The organism is Desulfonatronospira thiodismutans ASO3-1 (genome assembly GCF_000174435.1).
Lineage (GTDB): Bacteria > Desulfobacterota > Desulfovibrionia > Desulfovibrionales > Desulfonatronovibrionaceae > Desulfonatronospira > Desulfonatronospira thiodismutans.
In genome coordinates this window covers 292127-308175 of the sequence record NZ_ACJN02000004.1, presented here as the reverse complement: position 1 = coordinate 308175, position 16049 = coordinate 292127, and the positions used below count along the sequence as shown (strand labels likewise).

Sequence of the window (16049 nt, the reverse complement as noted above, 5' to 3'; positions counted from 1 at the left end):
ATTGAAATGAACCAGTCAATCACAGATACTTCTTCATTATGGGGTCAGGCGTTTGAGATAGCCGTCAAAAGAGGAGTGCTGGCATTTTTAATCAAAGAAGAGCTTCTTTCCCTGTCTCATCAGGAACTGTCAGACTGGCAGAACTGCAGGATCTCCAGCATTAAAAACTCTCTGCTCCAGGAGCTCGGCATTATAGATCAGACCTTGCAGGAACATACTGAACAGGCATTGGCCCATATGTTTATCAATGGCTATGGTTTGGGATGGTCATGCATAAGACAATGGCTGAATACGCTCAAATCCAGCCTGAAAGTGCGTAAAAAAGACAAGTTGACCCTTGACGCCATCTGGTGTCCCCTGGCCCTTCCTGGAAAAAACAGAGATAGCCTTACTGAACATAACGATTCTTTTCAGCAGGTTGGAGTAAATTTTCTGAAATGCTTCAATCTCGACCTGACTGATAATCCCGGAATTCTCGCATGGAAAGGAGGTCCTGCCAGGTCAGACTTTACGCTTATGGTCACAGTAAACAAAAAAGGCAGCATAACCCACAATCTTCTTGTACTTGAATTTTCTTACTTCTGTCCCCAGGCAACCTATGATTATTCTAGAGAAAACGATCATCTTGAAGAGCTTAGCCGCTATGTTGGCATGATGGACAAAAGAGGAGTTTTTTCCAGGGTAACTGCCGAGCTCAGCCAAGGTAAGTTTGACCTTTCACCCACACTTTCAAGCCACCTGGCAGCATTTACCAGCAAGGACAAACCTTTTTACAAGTTGTGCCAGGGAGCATCTTATGTTGACACCACCCTCACATTGTTGAAAAGTCAGAATATCTTTAAAGGACCAGTCAACACCAAAGTTATGGCTGTAACATCAGCAGGCATTGAATCTTTGTCCGCAGAATACCTTGGTGAAACTCATGATTCCCGAACTATGCTGATGAAGCAGCTGGGCAAGACCTACCGAAAGACATCAATAGATAAGTTTTCCACGCAGCAGCAGTCTGACCAAGCATTGAATAAAGAAATCAAAATGGCCTTTAATCAGCTTCTTGCTTCACTGCCGGCGGATTTCAAAAAGCAGTGCAAAAACTTAAACGAGCTCCCCATCCCCGGCCAGAGTATCTGCTATGATTTTCAGGAAAAGCTGGACAGGTTTTATCTGCCCAGCACAATTGTTCATTCACAAGAGGTTGAAGATCTTATTGGCAGCGATGAAAAGACAGATTCTTATTTTATCGAGAGGACGGGAAAAAATGCCAGGGAGATAATTGGCACAGAATTTTCCGGTTTAAGCACAAAAGGTAAAAGTACGCTTAGAGACCTGCATGCTGCAGCTGTAGTATCCGGGCTTAAGGCTGGTAAAAAAGGCCAGGTTAATGTGCTGGCCTTAGAGGGAAACCCAGGCATTGGAAAAACCACAGCAGTCAAAAACTTTCTTACAGACTCAGATCGGCAGGGCTACCTTTTTCTGTACCTTAGCCCAAGAGTGGTCATCAACAAGGATGTCAATGCCAAGTTCAGCAGCGCTGGGCAGGACATTCTGACCATTTCAACAAATGCCAAACTGATAAGCAATGCTGCTTCTGCATACGCCCATTATTACCAGGTTGATGGTGGAGAATCACGTATCAACAGTGTTGCCATAGTAAGAGGTGTAGATGATTTTACTATTCCGGGCAGCTCAACTATATGGATGGCCGGACCGGAAATGGAAGACTATATTGAATCTTACTCAGGGGCTTCCCGCAACAGAAAAACCAGCCTGGATGAGCGAACCGACATGGTCCAGGAAAAACCGGTTCCAGGAGTATTAAGGACAATTGCTACCAGCGCTGGATCGCTGGCCCGGGAAAACCCCGGAATAAACAGAATTGTAATGACCGCAGCCCTGCAAAGCTACAAACAGACTGTCAAAGGCTCAACCATAGACAGCCTTTCCAAAATCTTTGTCAACGACAACCCAAAAAGTGTTCCTGGAAAAGCTGAACGCTTCAAAATGGCCGAAAGATTTCCAAATATTCTGGTCATGCTGGATGAGGTGGCCGGGGATGGATCTGGATCTCTTTTTGTTCATACCATAACAAAGTGGCTGGAAAGGCATTTTATTGATCCTTTTGCCGGAGACACCGAAGGATCACCTTTCACAGTACACCTTATTATTGCGGATGCCAGCCTGGGCAATGAGCTTATCATGGAAAGTCACCTGGCCAACGAAAGCAGAGCTCCGGAAAAGGTACTCATCTCTCCATCCACGGGATCTTATCCATTCAAACCTGCAGTTTCATCCTTTAAAATCGGGGGAAGAACAAGGCAGGTTCTGCACATAATGACCAACAGTTATCCTGCAACCGAGCTTTCCGTCAGGTATCTCTGCAAGCTGCACTATATCCAGCCTGGAGAAAGACCGGATGGAACCCCCATGTCAATTCGGGAAAGAATACGGGATCAGGCGGAAGATTTGCTGCTGAACAGTGCAAAAAATGAAATCATGGCATCTGTGAGAAAAGGGGCAGGACAGACCATTTTTTTTGCTCAGCACAAAGACTTCCTCACCAGAATCAGAGACAGCCTTCTTGAGGAACGCTCGGCTGAAATTTCAGACCAGCTGGAGTTCAAGCCTTGGGAAGTGGCTATTATTGACTCCAGTGTTGAGCCCAGCAAAAGAGAACAAATAATAAAGCCGGAAAACCGGGATAAAGTAAGGGTCTTTCTGATGACCTCATCAGGAGCCCGTGGAGTTTCCTTTCCTCTGGCTACGAGAATTATTGCCGCCATACCGCGTTTTAATATCGAGTCCAGCCTGATGGAATTGGCGCAGCTGATCTACAGGGGAAGAGGGCACCGCACTGATTCTGAAACCGGAAAAGTTATTAATTGCGATGAAGTTCCAAGAGAGCTGGTCATGCTTATTGACGATTTTCTGCCCATAGAAGATATGAAGACTGACATCAGGCTCTGGCTTCGCCGAAGCAGCGATCTCCTGACCCTGATTATAATGCTCCGGGGTACAATCCATACCAGAATTACCGGTGATGCCGGTATGTCACGCAAACGCTTTGCAATAGTTCCTGTGGGGTTGATCGGTCTTTCTGAGCTTTCAACCAGCATGAGTAAGACCGTCCATGATTTCATTACTGAAGGAACCACGTTCAAGCTGCGTGAAAAAACCCTTACAGAGGAAAAAAAGGTGGTGGCAGCAGCAGTAAAAAACGCTGTTGAATTGTTTGGAGGGTATGACTTTCAGCTGAACAATCCTCTAAATGAGCAGAAAAGCTTTTCAGATATGCAGGAGATCAAAGAGTTCATCAGGCAGGCAAAATCAAGTACGGGAAAGCTTATACCAGGCAGCTCTGACAGTATCCCGGTTCTGCCTGATAATATTTATTGTATCGGGCCTTTCTGGCTTGAAAGTTGGTCAAAAGATGACGGCAAATTCATGGAAAGCCAGAGGTTTGAAACTTTTTCAGCAGATTATACCAGAAAAGAAAAAAGCTTTGCTGGCCAGCTTAAACACATCGGCAGTAATAATCGGATTAATACAGATCTCAGACGACATGCCTGGGATATTTACAGGCTGATTGCCAGGCAGAACGAAAGCATACGACTGACCTATTCAAGTCAGAAGAATATCTATTCACGCCATGTCTGGCTAAGCCTCCCCCTGAACTATCCCCAGTTCTGCAGGACCGTTATTGATGGTTCGGAAAGAGCTGTAAATTTAAAATATCCCGAAGAATGGAAAGAGGCCCTTTCCAGGACCATGCCTCATGCCGGGCATTATATCCCCATAATTGCGGAATATGAAACATTTCCATTTGCCATATCCCTTGGCAGCCCTGATCCGGCAAGGCTGGATATAATATTTGATGATCGGTACTTCATGGCCAGTACTGAGCTTAATCTGCTCAATACGCTTTTGCTGAATGATCGAGAATAGCATCTCTCAAGGAGGCAGGCAAAAGGCTTTACTCTACAACCTCCATAAGCCGCTTCATAGAAAAAACCCCATCTACCCCTTTAACCGGAGTAAATTTCCGCTCATCTTTTGACTTAAGCAGGTGCTTGACCTGGTCAAAGACCTCCTGGACAAAGTCTTTGCCGCCGATAATGCCTGAATCAGTAAAATATCTGCAACGGTAGCGAAACCGTTCTGCTCGGCTGACTTTATAGCCCTTCTTCCTGGCCTTCTCCACGATCTTTTTGTCCATGACCTTGCCTTTCCCGGCATCCACAGCACCTGTTTCGTATACGAATTGCCTGTATTTGCGGACTATCTCTGATGGATCAAACTCATTCCATTCCTTCATTCCAAAATCAATGGACAGCAGGCCGTCTTTATTCCCGGTCTGAGTATGGTAGCCAAGAGAACACCAGCGGTAGTCCTCCGGCTTTTTCACAATGCCAGCACGAATAGGATTAAGGTCCACATAAGCCAGAAGGTTAACCAAGCTCAGCCCGTCCTGAACAATCATGGACTTGAATCTATCCCCCCAGAAGAAACCCCTGCGGCCATACTTCTTGTTGAAATACCTGGTAAACCCCTGCTTGATATCCTTTACATAAGCGCCCAGATCGGTCAGTCGTTTGCGGTAGTCTGAAATAAGCAATCCCGTAACCTTAAGCCCATCACCATAATATTTCTGCAGCCTTTCCCTGATCTCATCATCAGTCGGATCAGACTCAGGATATATGCGGATTACCAGATGAAAATGATTTCCTAAAAGTGCGAACCCAAGCACATCCACAAAGTAAAATGCACTGAGCTTTTTGATCAGTCCCAGCAGGAAGTCATTGTCTTTGTCCTTGATGGGCAGGCCCTGCAAAGCTGTTCTGGAAACTATGTGGTAGATAGTGGGCTGTTTGTCTCGAATAAACCTGGCTATTCTCGGCATGGTAAACCTCCTGAAAGTCTTATGCTTGCTGAGTAGGAGATATTTTTAGCAGAGATGATGTCGTTTGTAAATATGAACCTGTCCCTTTGATTTAATGGCTGGCCCTCCTGTTAACAAAATTCTGTTAATTTGTAAGACAAAGTATTACACCAGGGGGTGCCTGTCAAGGCAAAACAGCCTTGCAGGCCTGCAAAGGTATTCGGTGAGGCGATTGCCGGAGAGGTGGGGAGAGCCTGTCTGCAACCAGGCAGTATCGCTTGCCGTCAGCGGCAGTTATTTCCAGAATGGAAACAACTGGGTCTCCAGGTTCTTATCCATCATGGCCTGTCTGTTCCATTCATTTTTGCTTTTGCAAGGTCAAGGACTTTTGCCTGAACAGATTCAAGAATAGAGTCTCTAAAGCGGGCCATGCCCGCAATCCAAGAAATAAAAGAGTTTTTTGACCACGCGCAGCGCGTGGCAGGCATGGATTAACCACGCCAAAGACGCGTGGCAGGCATAGATTAAGAGATTGATTAAGAGAAAAACATTTTTGCCCTGGCCGGAAGCCAGGCCAAAAGGTAATCACTCCAGCACTCACTTTTTTGCGGCACTCATGAATGTCGGAAGAAAGTGAGTGCTGGATGGTAAATTCAGTCAGCGGCATCAGGCCGGTGGCTGATTATCCTAACCATCCTGTTAATCCTGTCTAAGGCCTGCCACGCGAAGCGCGTGGTTATTGTTTTTTATGACAGGGCTTCAGGAGTAAGTCTAAATATCTGTATCCAACTTAAACTTCTCAGTCAATCCGGAGCAAGTCAAAGCCCGGTGGTGCCGGTTCTATTGACTCAGCTTTGAGCTGGCAATACGATTCGGGCTGATACCGGCTTCGGCAGCCTGAACAGCTGACTTTCTGTGGACATAAGGCGGAATCCTCACCATAAACTTTCCACTATACCGCCTGCACGCTATCGATTCAGGAATCTTTCCGCTGTTTTCACCCATATCAGACATAACCTCTGCCACCGTCTTCCTGATACCCTTTAAAGCTTTCTCAGGCGTATCCGCTAACCAGTTCGAGCTCGGAAATTCAGCACATAGTCCAACATATTCATTATCCTCTTCAGACCATGTAACCCTTATTTATATTTATCACTTTTTTGTGCCATGATTGCCCTCCAGTTTTTTGATAGCCCGAAGAACCGTTTAACCTGATATTTGTATTTATATGAATATGTAAAAAATTAGTTTGACATAAAAATAATTCATTAGTAGTAGGCTCTCGAGTGACTTAATACCTTTATTTTTAAAGAAAAAGCTGTCCCTTGCCGAATGCGGTTTGACAAACCATCCAAGGTTTTTGCTTGTGAACCCACTCTCCCGCCCACTGCATTTGGTCTTTCTCGATGTATTCATTTTTTGCTCCGGACTTTTTCCAGAGCTTGATGGAAAGCGCGGTCAGGATAGTCTGCAGGTCCTTGTTCAAAGCCAGCTCTTGAAAGTTCTGCCTGCAGGCTTCAGCAGAAGGTACACGATTAATGCCCATAGCGTTCATAAAGAACTGCAATTATATATAGATTTATCCGTTGTTACAAAATATGTAAATTATTATTGGAGCTTTCAAAGGTATGGAAGATAAAAAGATTAATCTTAACAAGAAAATCGGGCAATTTGTTGACTTACGTCATGCATGTTTTGCCTTAATATTATTTATTTTGTTTTATATTTTAGCTTTATTAGGTCTTATGAGAAATGATATAGTTTTTCTTGATGCAGCTTATAAGGCACTACAGATGATCGTTATGAACGCTGACCTTCATGAAGCTAGGCTTGATATGAATATACCACTGCAAATTTCAAGATTTGCTTTGCCTTTGTTTGCAGCCTTTTCTATTATAGCAGTCTTGTTTAAAATTGCAGGTCAGCAGATATGTTACTTTAGACATTCTATCAGTCCAAGAAAAAATGTTTTTTTAGGTGCTGGTAGGATGGCTTTTGGAATAATACAAAGCTTGGATGAAGATACACCAATAATAGCCATGGACATCAACATTGATAAAAAATATGCTATATCAATCAGAGAAAGGCCCAATTCTATATTGTTGCATGGTGATGCAAGGGATATCAATACTCTTAAGCGGCTAAAGCTGAATAAGGTCGATACTATTTATATATTTACAGGGGACGATAACCTTGATTTAGACATAACGTCCAAGGTTATAAGTCTCATACCAGAAAAACAAAGAGAACGACCAAGATTAATTGTTGATATTGAGGACAAATCATTACGAAGGATAGCTGGCCATATTCCTAATTTTCAAGAGTATCGAGAAAAAGACGGCGGTATAATCTGGTTTAGCGCAAAATCATTAGCAGCTCGAAAATTGCTGATTGAGTACCCGCCAATCACAATCAGTTCCCAGAAATATAAGAAAAAAGTCCACAAAAAAGTCCACATAGGAATCGTTGGACTTGGAGATTTCGCAAAAGAAACAGTTCTTCAGCTCGTGCGGCATTGTGTTTTTTTTGAGGATGCTCCTTTATTAATTAGCTTATTTGACAATGATGAATCACAGTTCCAAAAGTTTATTGCAAGACATCCAGTACTCAACTTTGACCAGGCTGATGCAGCTTACGGAGGACGTTCTCCAATTGCAGACATACTTTTCTACCATTATGATACTAATTCAACGTCACCAGGAATTATTAGAAGGGCATTGAGCGAGAGAGAAGATATCCCTTTTTCACGAATATATGTAACTGGAGACAATGACTACAGTTGTGTAGATGCAAGCTATAGAATTAGTCAATGTTTACAGGTTCTTAGGCAAAACGCTGACGTTGTTTGCTGTTTACCTGAACTGAATAATAACACAATTTTAATAAAATATCATAGCTGGGAAACATATACTAAAATCCATTTTTATCAAATTATGAAAGATATGCTTGGAAGACAAGAGAAATACCCTGGAGAGATATCAGACAACATCGGAATGATGATACATGCTGCTTACGGTGTTATTAACAATAAGAAAGACTCAGAGATTTCTGAAATCGAACTTTCTAAAAAATATAAAGAGTTGAAGAATGAAGAATGGATCAAGCTTACTGACTTTCAGCAATACTCCAGCCGACATTCAGGTGATCATATTTTTGTCAAGCTTCGGGAGATTGGATTCTCTCTGGAGCCTTGTTCAAACGCCAGTACATTACCAAGTAGTGAAGTGAAAATCATTGAGCTTGAAAAAGCGATTGATGAGAATATGGAAAATCTCAAAAAAAATGAACATAAAAGATTCTGCATGGAAAGACTGATTGATGACTGGTTGTTCGACGAAAAAAAAGATAAACCTATGCAGATCAATAATACTATCGTAAAATATGAAAAACTGGATGAGGCAGAACACGATAAAGATGTTGCGATAATTAAAGCTCTGCCACATATAGTCAAAATGTATATAGAAACGAACCAATTCAAATTAGTCCGCCAGCAATAACTCTTGAGCACAAACTAAAATATCGTGATCAGCAAATACAAACTACCCGGATCACCTCTTATTTCCATCGGAGTAACAGGACATAGAGCCCACAGGCTTAATCCAAATATCGAGAGTAAATTCTCAATATTTATAAGCCAGATTCTGGATATCGTACTCAAGAAGCTCTCAACTAGCTGTTTCAATGCTGTTCATACCCAGGATAATCCCCAGATATGCATGGTATCAGCCTTAGCAGAGGGGGCAGATCGTATTTTTGCCAGAGAGGCACTGAAAAACAAACTAAATCTATGCTGTGTCCTACCCTTTAATCGCAATGAATATAAAAAGGATTTCCAGGATCAGACGTCCCTGGATGAATATGCAAAGTTGCTGTCTGAGGCATCCAGTGTAATTGAGCTTGATTACCCAAGAAGTGGAATCCAAGGATATCAAGCTGTTGGCCGAAAGATTGTCGATATGTGCGATTTGATGATTGCACTATGGGACGGTGAACCAGCTCGAGGTCCAGGTGGAACGGCCCATGTTGTTGAAATGACCCTTACAGCAAGCAAGCCAGTACTATGGTTTCCTCTTGTTCAAGAAAGAGGAAGTCGCTTTTTAATGCCAGGCCATAATTCTAAGGAGATGCCCCTTGAAGCCTCACAGGAGGGATGGGAAAATTCTCTTGAGGAATGGCTGATGATTCAAGAGTGATAGTTTCGACTTGATCTGACATTTCCTCTTGGAAAAAAGGCGACATCCCTTTTGATGGTGAAAGTTCTGACTTGAGTTTTAATTCCAATGCGAGCGCAAGACTGAATATGTCTTAATTATGCCGGTTTAAAATTGTTTAATAACTCAACTTTCTGAGTTGCCAATTACCATGATTGTGATCTTTGACAGTACTTCCACCTTTTTCTGCCCACTTTTCGGATATAAGCAGCAATAACGACCATCTACGCCTTCAATCTTTGTGAGACCCCACCTTCTATTTTGTAGCCAAATACCCTTTGGCTTTACGTATCCCACATCTTTTTAGAAATGTTGGTACTTTAAATTCAGAGCAAAATTTCTTGAGACGATTAGAATACTGCGTTTCTTCTTGACCGCAAAAGTTCAATAAATAAATTAACAACCAATGACTTCATTTTTTAAATAATTTATCTTTATGGTATGCATATTTTATAATCTGTAATGTTTATATGCAAAAAAAGAGTTTTAGAATGTACGTATTTTAATCATAGCATTGTGCAAAACAAATTTGAGCCATCTCAACTTTTATTATAAAACAAATTTTCTTGTATTTCTCTAGCTTTTTCATGCTCTCCTAGATTGCTCAAGGTGCCCGCCAAGTTGTTCATAGCAGAAATAGTATCTGGATGTTCATGGCCTAATATTTTGGTAAACCCTTCAATCACCTTTTCCTGTATTTCTCTGGCTTCTTCATACTTGCCCAGTCCTCCCAAAGTATTTGCTAGGTTGTTCCTGGCAGTGATAGTATCTGGATGTTCATGGCCTAACTTTTTGGTAAAACATTCAACCACCCTTTCCTGCATTTCTCTGGCTTTTTCATACTCTCCTAGTTCTCTCAAAGAAGTCGCCAGGTTGTTCCTGGCAGTGATTGTAAATGGATGTTCATGGCCTAATATCCTGGTATAATCCTCAATCACCTTTTCCTGCATTTCTCTGGCTTTTATATGCTCTCCTAATTTTCCCAAAGTGCCTGCCAGGTCGTTCCTGGCAGTGATAGTGTATGGATGTTCATGGCTTAATATCCTGGTACTATCCTCAAGCACTTTTTCATATATTTCTCTAGCTTTTTCCAACTCTCCTAAGTCTACCAAGGTGCCCGCCAGGTTGCCCATGGCAGTGATAGTATCTCGATGGTCGTGGTCTAATATCCTGGTTCTATTTTCAAGCACCTTTTCCTGCATTTCTTTGGCTTTTTCATGCTTTCCTAGGTCTCCCAAGGTACTCGCCAGGAGGGCCATGGCAGTGAGAGTATCTGGATGGTCGTGTCCTAATATCCTGGTACTATCCTCAAGTACCTTTTCCAGCGTTTCTCTGGCTTTTTCATACCTACCCAGTTTCCTGAAAATAGCCGCCAGCTTACGCCTCGCATAAATTGTACCTGGATGGTCGTGGCCAAGCATCAATTTATGCAAATCTAAATTGATATCATTCCATTGTTCAGCTTCAAGCCATCTGCCACTTTCTACAAGCTTGTTTCCTATATGGACTATTAATCTTCTTTTTTCTTCATATTTAAAACTTTCATCGATAATATTTGGAAGCGAATTTTTGTTTTTACTTAGATTCTTAATCTGTACTGGCAGTTCTCTTATAACATAATCTTCAGGAATAATTGACTCACCTTCATACCTCAATACCTCTTTCCAAAGGTATTTGCAAAGCTTGTATTGCCCATCTTCAATCGGCACATAATAGTATCCAGCACGTTTGTCATCGCATATCCATTCCTTCAAGGATTTATGAAATGGGGCGATCGAGTCATTATGCCTTGGAAATAGGCTGCCTAAAGGCTCCAATACCTCCATTTTATCTCGACCTTTCAAACCAAGTATCTCACTGGCGTAGTATTCTGGCAAAGGCTGAGAAGATGCCAGAACTAGTTCAATTACTGGCAAATACTTTTTTTCAAACTCTTCAATTTTAGGAAACTGGCGTGTAAAGTATTGAGTATAAAGACCAGTCATTCCCTGAGGATATGAATCTGAACTTGCAAAATCGATCCATTCGTGGTCAACACCGCGACAAAATTCCCGCAAATAAAGAAAATTGCCTTCTGAAGCAGCAATGATTTTGTCCTCTTGTTCTTTCATCTGTATATTTTTTTTGTTATTTTCAGCCCAAACCCTGAGAAATTTTCTAAGGTCATTAATATTATGATTGTCATCTGCTTCGATCTTTACTTGTTCAATATGGGAAAACCTGCGTATTATTGACGGTTCAGGTCTGCTGGTGACCACCAACCGTATCCAGTCCGGCAGTCTTTGGGCCTGCTCTGATAAGAACTCAACCAGATTGTTTTGACCTTGAGAAACAGCTTCATCAAGAGCATCTATAAGGATGATGCAGGGTTCCCGATTTCCTGATATGGCATAATGCAAAGGATTAACTAAAAGGTTTTCAAAAAGTTCAAAGGCGTTTTGACTATCCAGTTCATCAAGAACAGGAAGCTGAACCAAAAATTTTCGGTAGTCATCCAGTCTGGTAGCTAATTGATATGCAATACTCTGAACCACCTTAGCAGGATCTTTTTTATTGGGCTTATTATGTTCAACAAATTGAGCAGCTACAACATGTACCTTGCCGTAGTGTGACATCCAGGCTGACAAGGCGCTTTTTCCAATTCCAGGCTCACCGGTAATCCAGAAGATCTGCTGGCCCTGATTATTTATACGCCAATCCTCAAGCATTTTAAACAGCCACTCTCGGCCAACAAAACCATCCTTCAACAGTCCCCATATCCGAGCATCTGATAAAACCGGCTTTAATTTTTGCTGAAGTTCTTCAATTTCTCCTGCAAATCGTTGATTGGACTCACTCTCAACTACTCTGACTATCTCATCCAGTTTGCCTTTATACCATTGTTCAAAATCCTTTGGATCACGATCCTTGATTTCTTCCCAATTGCTCATATCCAGCCATTGGACATGACTAACGCTAACAGGAGGCTTTACATCCTTTTCCTTCTCTACCAGGACTGTCTTGACTATCCCACCTTTTGATCCGAGAGCTATACCAAGCTCATCAAGGCAAACTCCAGGATCACGAGTGGAGTGTTGAGACAGAAAAGACAGCATCCAGTCACTTTCCAAAATTCCATCAGTAATACTGCATCTCCAGTCATCGCCAAATTTTATCTCTGAGGTGTCTATCCAGACATCATGCCCTCGATTTTCAAGGTCAGCTTTGATTTTTTCAACCAAAGGTGTGTTTTTATCATGACCATAACTCAAAAAAATTTTCATAAGTCCTCCTTAAAGTTGACTGTAAAGACGCAACTGCATACCTGGGGACTGTCAACAGGCCGTTTGCGGGACCCTTTGAATGGTTCCTGCTCCCCGCCCCCAACCCCCTAACAGGATTGAGCCAACGCATGAACAAGTGCCCGTCCTGAAAAAACAGTTTGATAAACGGCCTGCCGGGCTAACGTTATATGCCTTTTATCCCTTATCAAAACCAGTATCTTTTCCGTAAGCATTCAGGGGGGCTCAGTGGTGGTTCCTGGGACTATGCCTTGGAACTGTTCTCAAGCCGGTTACGACGTCCCCTGAATGCTTACATGTCTGGCACACATGGTAAAGTGCCCGTTAATGCTTGAGCCTTAAGGCAGTGATCATTTCAATTGAAGCACTCCCGGCCTCTGCCTGGTTAAGCAGGGTCCGAGCTGGGTTTTATTTACATATCAGGCTGCTGGACAGAATTAGTGCCTGATCAGGTTAAGCCTGGATTCTATCGCTTTATTCCGGGGGTAGAAATAAGGTTGAAACTCAACGGTCCATTTCATGGCCGACGCAGTTGTCCGACCATATTTTGAGGCTAAGCTTTTGTCCAATGTTTCGAAAAGCTCTGACTCTGTAACTTTGTTCGGTAGAGACTGTGTATTGACGAAGGCAAGAGTCCCACCCAGGACACATATCCAGACAGCCCAGCGGATCAAGGTGTGGATGCGTACCAGCCGGAAAGCAAAATTTGCAGTTTTAACGACGTGGAGCAGGGCTCCAGTCACTGAAAAGAAAAGGGCAAGCGGTGGGACGACCACGGCATACAAGGCCTTTCTGCCCTCTTGAGCATACTTTTTTCCGTCTGCAAAAAACTCTGCTTCGGCTCTGAGCAAGCTGCCATACTCCTCCATCTTTTTTCGTTTAACAGGCTCGTAATATTGCTGCAGAAAACCCTCGTTAGTCAGCTTGTCCGGAAAACCATACTGCTTGATTATGTCGCTTCTGGACCTCATATAACTTACTACAGCCGGCTCACGGATGAACTCATCCCAGGAAAGCCCTGGGTTAACGCTGCCGCCCACCCTTCTCCTAACTTCGCTATCGAACCGGTTTTTTACCACTGAGTCATAATTTCTCTTGAATGCGGAAATAAACCCGTTTCTATCGTAGGGTTTCCAGGAGTTGGATACAGGAACTCCCATTCCCTGTACCTTTTCTCTCACGTGGCTCTCTGCCCGTCTAGGAACATTGTTCGGCTTCCTGCCCGTCTCACTCTCCAGCCTCCTCACATATTCCTCCCATTTCTCCTGGGCTCTTTTATCGGCCATACCCGGGGCCAGGCTCTCATAATATCTTTCGGATGCGTCAGCGTACTCGTTATAAGCGTTTTCCAGATCCCCTATCTTGGGTCGCACCTCATCCAGAAACTCATTTCTTGTGCCCATCTCTTCGCGAACCCTCTGTCTCAACAGGGCGTCTATATTCTCGCTGCTTAAAATGTCCGTTCTGGACAGACCTGAACCATAAAAGGGAAGGAGGGCTATGAAAGATTTGCCCTCTGGTGTCCCCAGGTCCTCTCTGGACAGCTCAATACCGCTAAGTTCAGCCCGGTCTTCCAGCAGCGATGATTGTACTACTCTTAGATGAACCGCCTGCTTTCGCCATTCTGGGTCGGAATTTTTAACGATACTCTCCACCAGGCGTTCCTGGCCGACGTAAGCCCCCCATATTATCAGGGGACCAAAAGAAGCAAAGACAATAACCTTCCCGACAAAACCACCGATCCGCTTTTTATTCATGGTCGGTAGAAGCAGAGTGCCGTAAACAAATAAAAAAACCGCAATGCCGCACAGAATTCTCCCGACATGTTCGATACGATCCAGCTCTGTCGAAGACACACTGGTGCCCATGACATCCAGCAGACTGGCGTTGAAAGCCAGTTCAACGACCAGGTAAACTGAGGTTAGACCCAGTATAACAAGAAGATCCCTCGTAGGCATGGCTGGAGCTTTGTCTGTTCTGGACACTATACTTAATCCCCCAGGTCTATTATCACTCTGCCATCATCTTCAGGCTCTTCCACCGTCCCCTCCGGAGCCATACCTTCCACTCTTTGCATTTCAACAGCCTGGCGTGCTTGCTGCTCATGCTTACCTTTGTCAGCCTCCTGGAAGGCCCTGGCAGCTTGCACCTGGAAGTATTCAAGGTGTTCCCAGTCCATTCTATTGGGGGCAAGGTTCCGCACTCGGCGTTGCTCAATCCCCCAGAATTCACTGTCGTCCAGATCTCTGGCCATAACAGCCAGGATAAGCCTGTCACCGTCATCGTTACGGGTGATAAGCTTCCTCCTGTCTTCTCCTATCTCAACAATATTTCGATGTGCTCTATTTTCGCGGATGCGTACTATCTCTACAACCCATCGACAATCTTCACTATGCCTGCCGATCCCCTCATAAACATAAAAGTCGTCCAGTTTGTACATTTTTGCCCGGTGGATTTCATTTAATTTCAATTCGAGCAGGCCTCTGTCACGTGCTCGACCTATTCTCAGAACGTACTCATCTGAGGCGAAAAGAAATGTATTTTCGGCAAGGATAACCTCTCTGCCATCTTCCATCATCCATTGTTCATGGATTTCGTATCCAAAAAGTTTCGGATCATAATCAGGAAGGAGCTGCCCCGGCCCCGGCGCCTTATATCCAGCAGCGCAACCGGCCAATAAAAAGGCAAACAGTAGATAGACGAGAAAATGTGCTGGTTTCATAATGAGCTCCCTGACAAGTAATTTATATAGATAAACTTACATACTCACGCAGTCGTCAATGGACAGGGCAGGTTGGCTTGTGTCCGGGGAGGACAAGAAAAGAGGGCTGGGTGATGGCTGTAAACAGGCCGGCAAGACAACAGAAAGACGTTTTTCGCATTATAATTTTCCCAGATTGAAAAAATTTCAAAAACAGCCAAACACTCTTGAAGAAACAGAAGAGATACTGATATTTATTATTTCATGGTTGGTTTGTATTCTTATTGAGAGCGCCTATCGCCTCCTTTTTTAAGGCAGACTCGCCAGCCTGCCCCTTTTTTGCTAATCGGCAGACTTCTCACCATCTTTCTTCTCCAGTGAACTGTTAATGGAGAACAAAACAGCGACCATCTCGCACGTCACCCGGATCAGTACCGGCCCTAAAATCATCTGCAAAATGCCAAACAGGACCAACGGACCTGAACCATATGCGGCGTCTGCCCCTTGAACCATAAAAATTTTATTAGTAAGCTAATTAACAATGCGCCAATCACCGCTGTCAGATTCTATAAATCTTACATCTGAGGTTTCGCTGCCAGTTCCGGTAACTCCAGTAGAACCTTCAACTGTTACTGTACAGATATATCCTGTCTGATTTTCTGACTGACTGCATTCGTGTACTTCAATACTATCGACTTCTATTTGAGCATCAGGCATCATTGAAGCTTGTTGATTATACTCTTCATATTTTTCCTCTAAAAGACTTTTTACTTCGCTATCTGAAGGTCCACTTGAACAGCCTGCCAACATAAACACAAAAAATAGTGTTATCATGCTTAAAATAACCTTTGGCATCGATCTTCCTCCTTGAAACAGGTTGTAGATTAAAACAAGAAAATGCTGTAACAGTTTATCCTTTTTCATGTGGCAAGGGGATTGGTTGATCTGGTTCCACCTGTCACAAAAGTGAAAGGTCTAAT

General features: G+C 43.3%; 9 protein-coding genes and 1 pseudogene. 3 read left to right on the top strand and 7 right to left on the bottom strand.

What is annotated here, in order from left to right:
• Positions 1-6: 6 nt before the first annotated feature.
• Entirely contained in the window at positions 7-3942 is a 3936-nt protein-coding gene (locus tag DTHIO_RS18550) for a C-terminal helicase domain-containing protein (RefSeq protein WP_008871776.1), read from the top strand.
• Positions 3943-3970: 28 nt separating this feature from the next.
• Here DTHIO_RS18550 and DTHIO_RS18545 read toward each other — a convergent pair whose 3' ends face one another.
• The 3 genes and pseudogenes from DTHIO_RS18545 to DTHIO_RS18535 all read right to left on the bottom strand — a co-directional run.
• Complete coding sequence (locus DTHIO_RS18545) at positions 3971-4897, bottom strand: transposase (RefSeq protein ID WP_008871775.1); 927 nt, start codon at positions 4895-4897, stop codon at positions 3971-3973.
• A gap of 819 nt (positions 4898-5716) precedes the next feature.
• Complete coding sequence (locus DTHIO_RS22570; RefSeq protein ID WP_244156411.1) at positions 5717-5818, bottom strand: toxin-antitoxin system HicB family antitoxin; 102 nt, start codon at positions 5816-5818, stop codon at positions 5717-5719.
• A 442-nt stretch (positions 5819-6260) separates the two neighbouring features.
• Positions 6261-6440 (bottom strand): annotated as a pseudogene (locus DTHIO_RS18535) (IS1380-like element ISDth1 family transposase); the annotation flags it as partial.
• A 64-nt stretch (positions 6441-6504) separates the two neighbouring features.
• On the opposite strand from DTHIO_RS18535, the gene DTHIO_RS18530 reads away from it, so the two are divergent.
• Positions 6505-8373: an NAD-binding protein gene (locus tag DTHIO_RS18530; RefSeq protein WP_008871773.1), complete on the top strand. Its 1869-nt coding sequence runs from the start codon at positions 6505-6507 to the stop codon at positions 8371-8373.
• A 24-nt stretch (positions 8374-8397) separates the two neighbouring features.
• Positions 8398-9069, top strand: coding sequence for a hypothetical protein (locus DTHIO_RS18525; protein ID WP_008871772.1), 672 nt, complete (start codon positions 8398-8400; stop codon positions 9067-9069).
• Positions 9070-9626: 557 nt separating this feature from the next.
• On the opposite strand, the gene DTHIO_RS20175 is transcribed toward DTHIO_RS18525, so the two are convergent.
• The 4 genes from DTHIO_RS20175 to DTHIO_RS18500 form a co-directional block, all read right to left on the bottom strand.
• Entirely contained in the window at positions 9627-12350 is a 2724-nt protein-coding gene (locus tag DTHIO_RS20175) for a tetratricopeptide repeat protein (protein ID WP_008871771.1), read from the bottom strand.
• Between the two features lie 455 nt (positions 12351-12805).
• Positions 12806-14236 carry a hypothetical protein gene (locus DTHIO_RS18515; protein WP_144311575.1) on the bottom strand — a complete coding sequence of 477 codons (1431 nt, stop codon included), beginning with the start codon at positions 14234-14236 and terminating at the stop codon, positions 12806-12808.
• Positions 14237-14358: 122 nt separating this feature from the next.
• Complete coding sequence (locus tag DTHIO_RS18510) at positions 14359-15090, bottom strand: hypothetical protein (protein ID WP_008871769.1); 732 nt, start codon at positions 15088-15090, stop codon at positions 14359-14361.
• 510 nt (positions 15091-15600) lie between these two features.
• Positions 15601-15993: a hypothetical protein gene (locus DTHIO_RS18500; RefSeq protein WP_161598704.1), complete on the bottom strand. Its 393-nt coding sequence runs from the start codon at positions 15991-15993 to the stop codon at positions 15601-15603.
• Positions 15994-16049: the final 56 nt, after the last annotated feature.

Excerpts from the sequence above, each read along its gene's own strand:
- DTHIO_RS18550 (WP_008871776.1), top strand. The coding sequence starts at position 7 with ATGAACCAGTCAATCACAGATACTTCTTCATTATGGGGTCAGGCGTTT.
- DTHIO_RS18545 (WP_008871775.1), bottom strand. The coding sequence starts at position 4,897 with ATGCCGAGAATAGCCAGGTTTATTCGAGACAAACAGCCCACTATCTAC.
- DTHIO_RS22570 (WP_244156411.1), bottom strand. The coding sequence starts at position 5,818 with ATGGTGAGGATTCCGCCTTATGTCCACAGAAAGTCAGCTGTTCAGGCT.
- DTHIO_RS18530 (WP_008871773.1), top strand. The coding sequence starts at position 6,505 with ATGGAAGATAAAAAGATTAATCTTAACAAGAAAATCGGGCAATTTGTT.
- DTHIO_RS20175 (WP_008871771.1), bottom strand. The coding sequence starts at position 12,350 with ATGAAAATTTTTTTGAGTTATGGTCATGATAAAAACACACCTTTGGTT.
- DTHIO_RS18515 (WP_144311575.1), bottom strand. The coding sequence starts at position 14,236 with ATGGGCACCAGTGTGTCTTCGACAGAGCTGGATCGTATCGAACATGTC.
- DTHIO_RS18510 (WP_008871769.1), bottom strand. The coding sequence starts at position 15,090 with ATGAAACCAGCACATTTTCTCGTCTATCTACTGTTTGCCTTTTTATTG.
- DTHIO_RS18500 (WP_161598704.1), bottom strand. The coding sequence starts at position 15,993 with ATGAAAAAGGATAAACTGTTACAGCATTTTCTTGTTTTAATCTACAAC.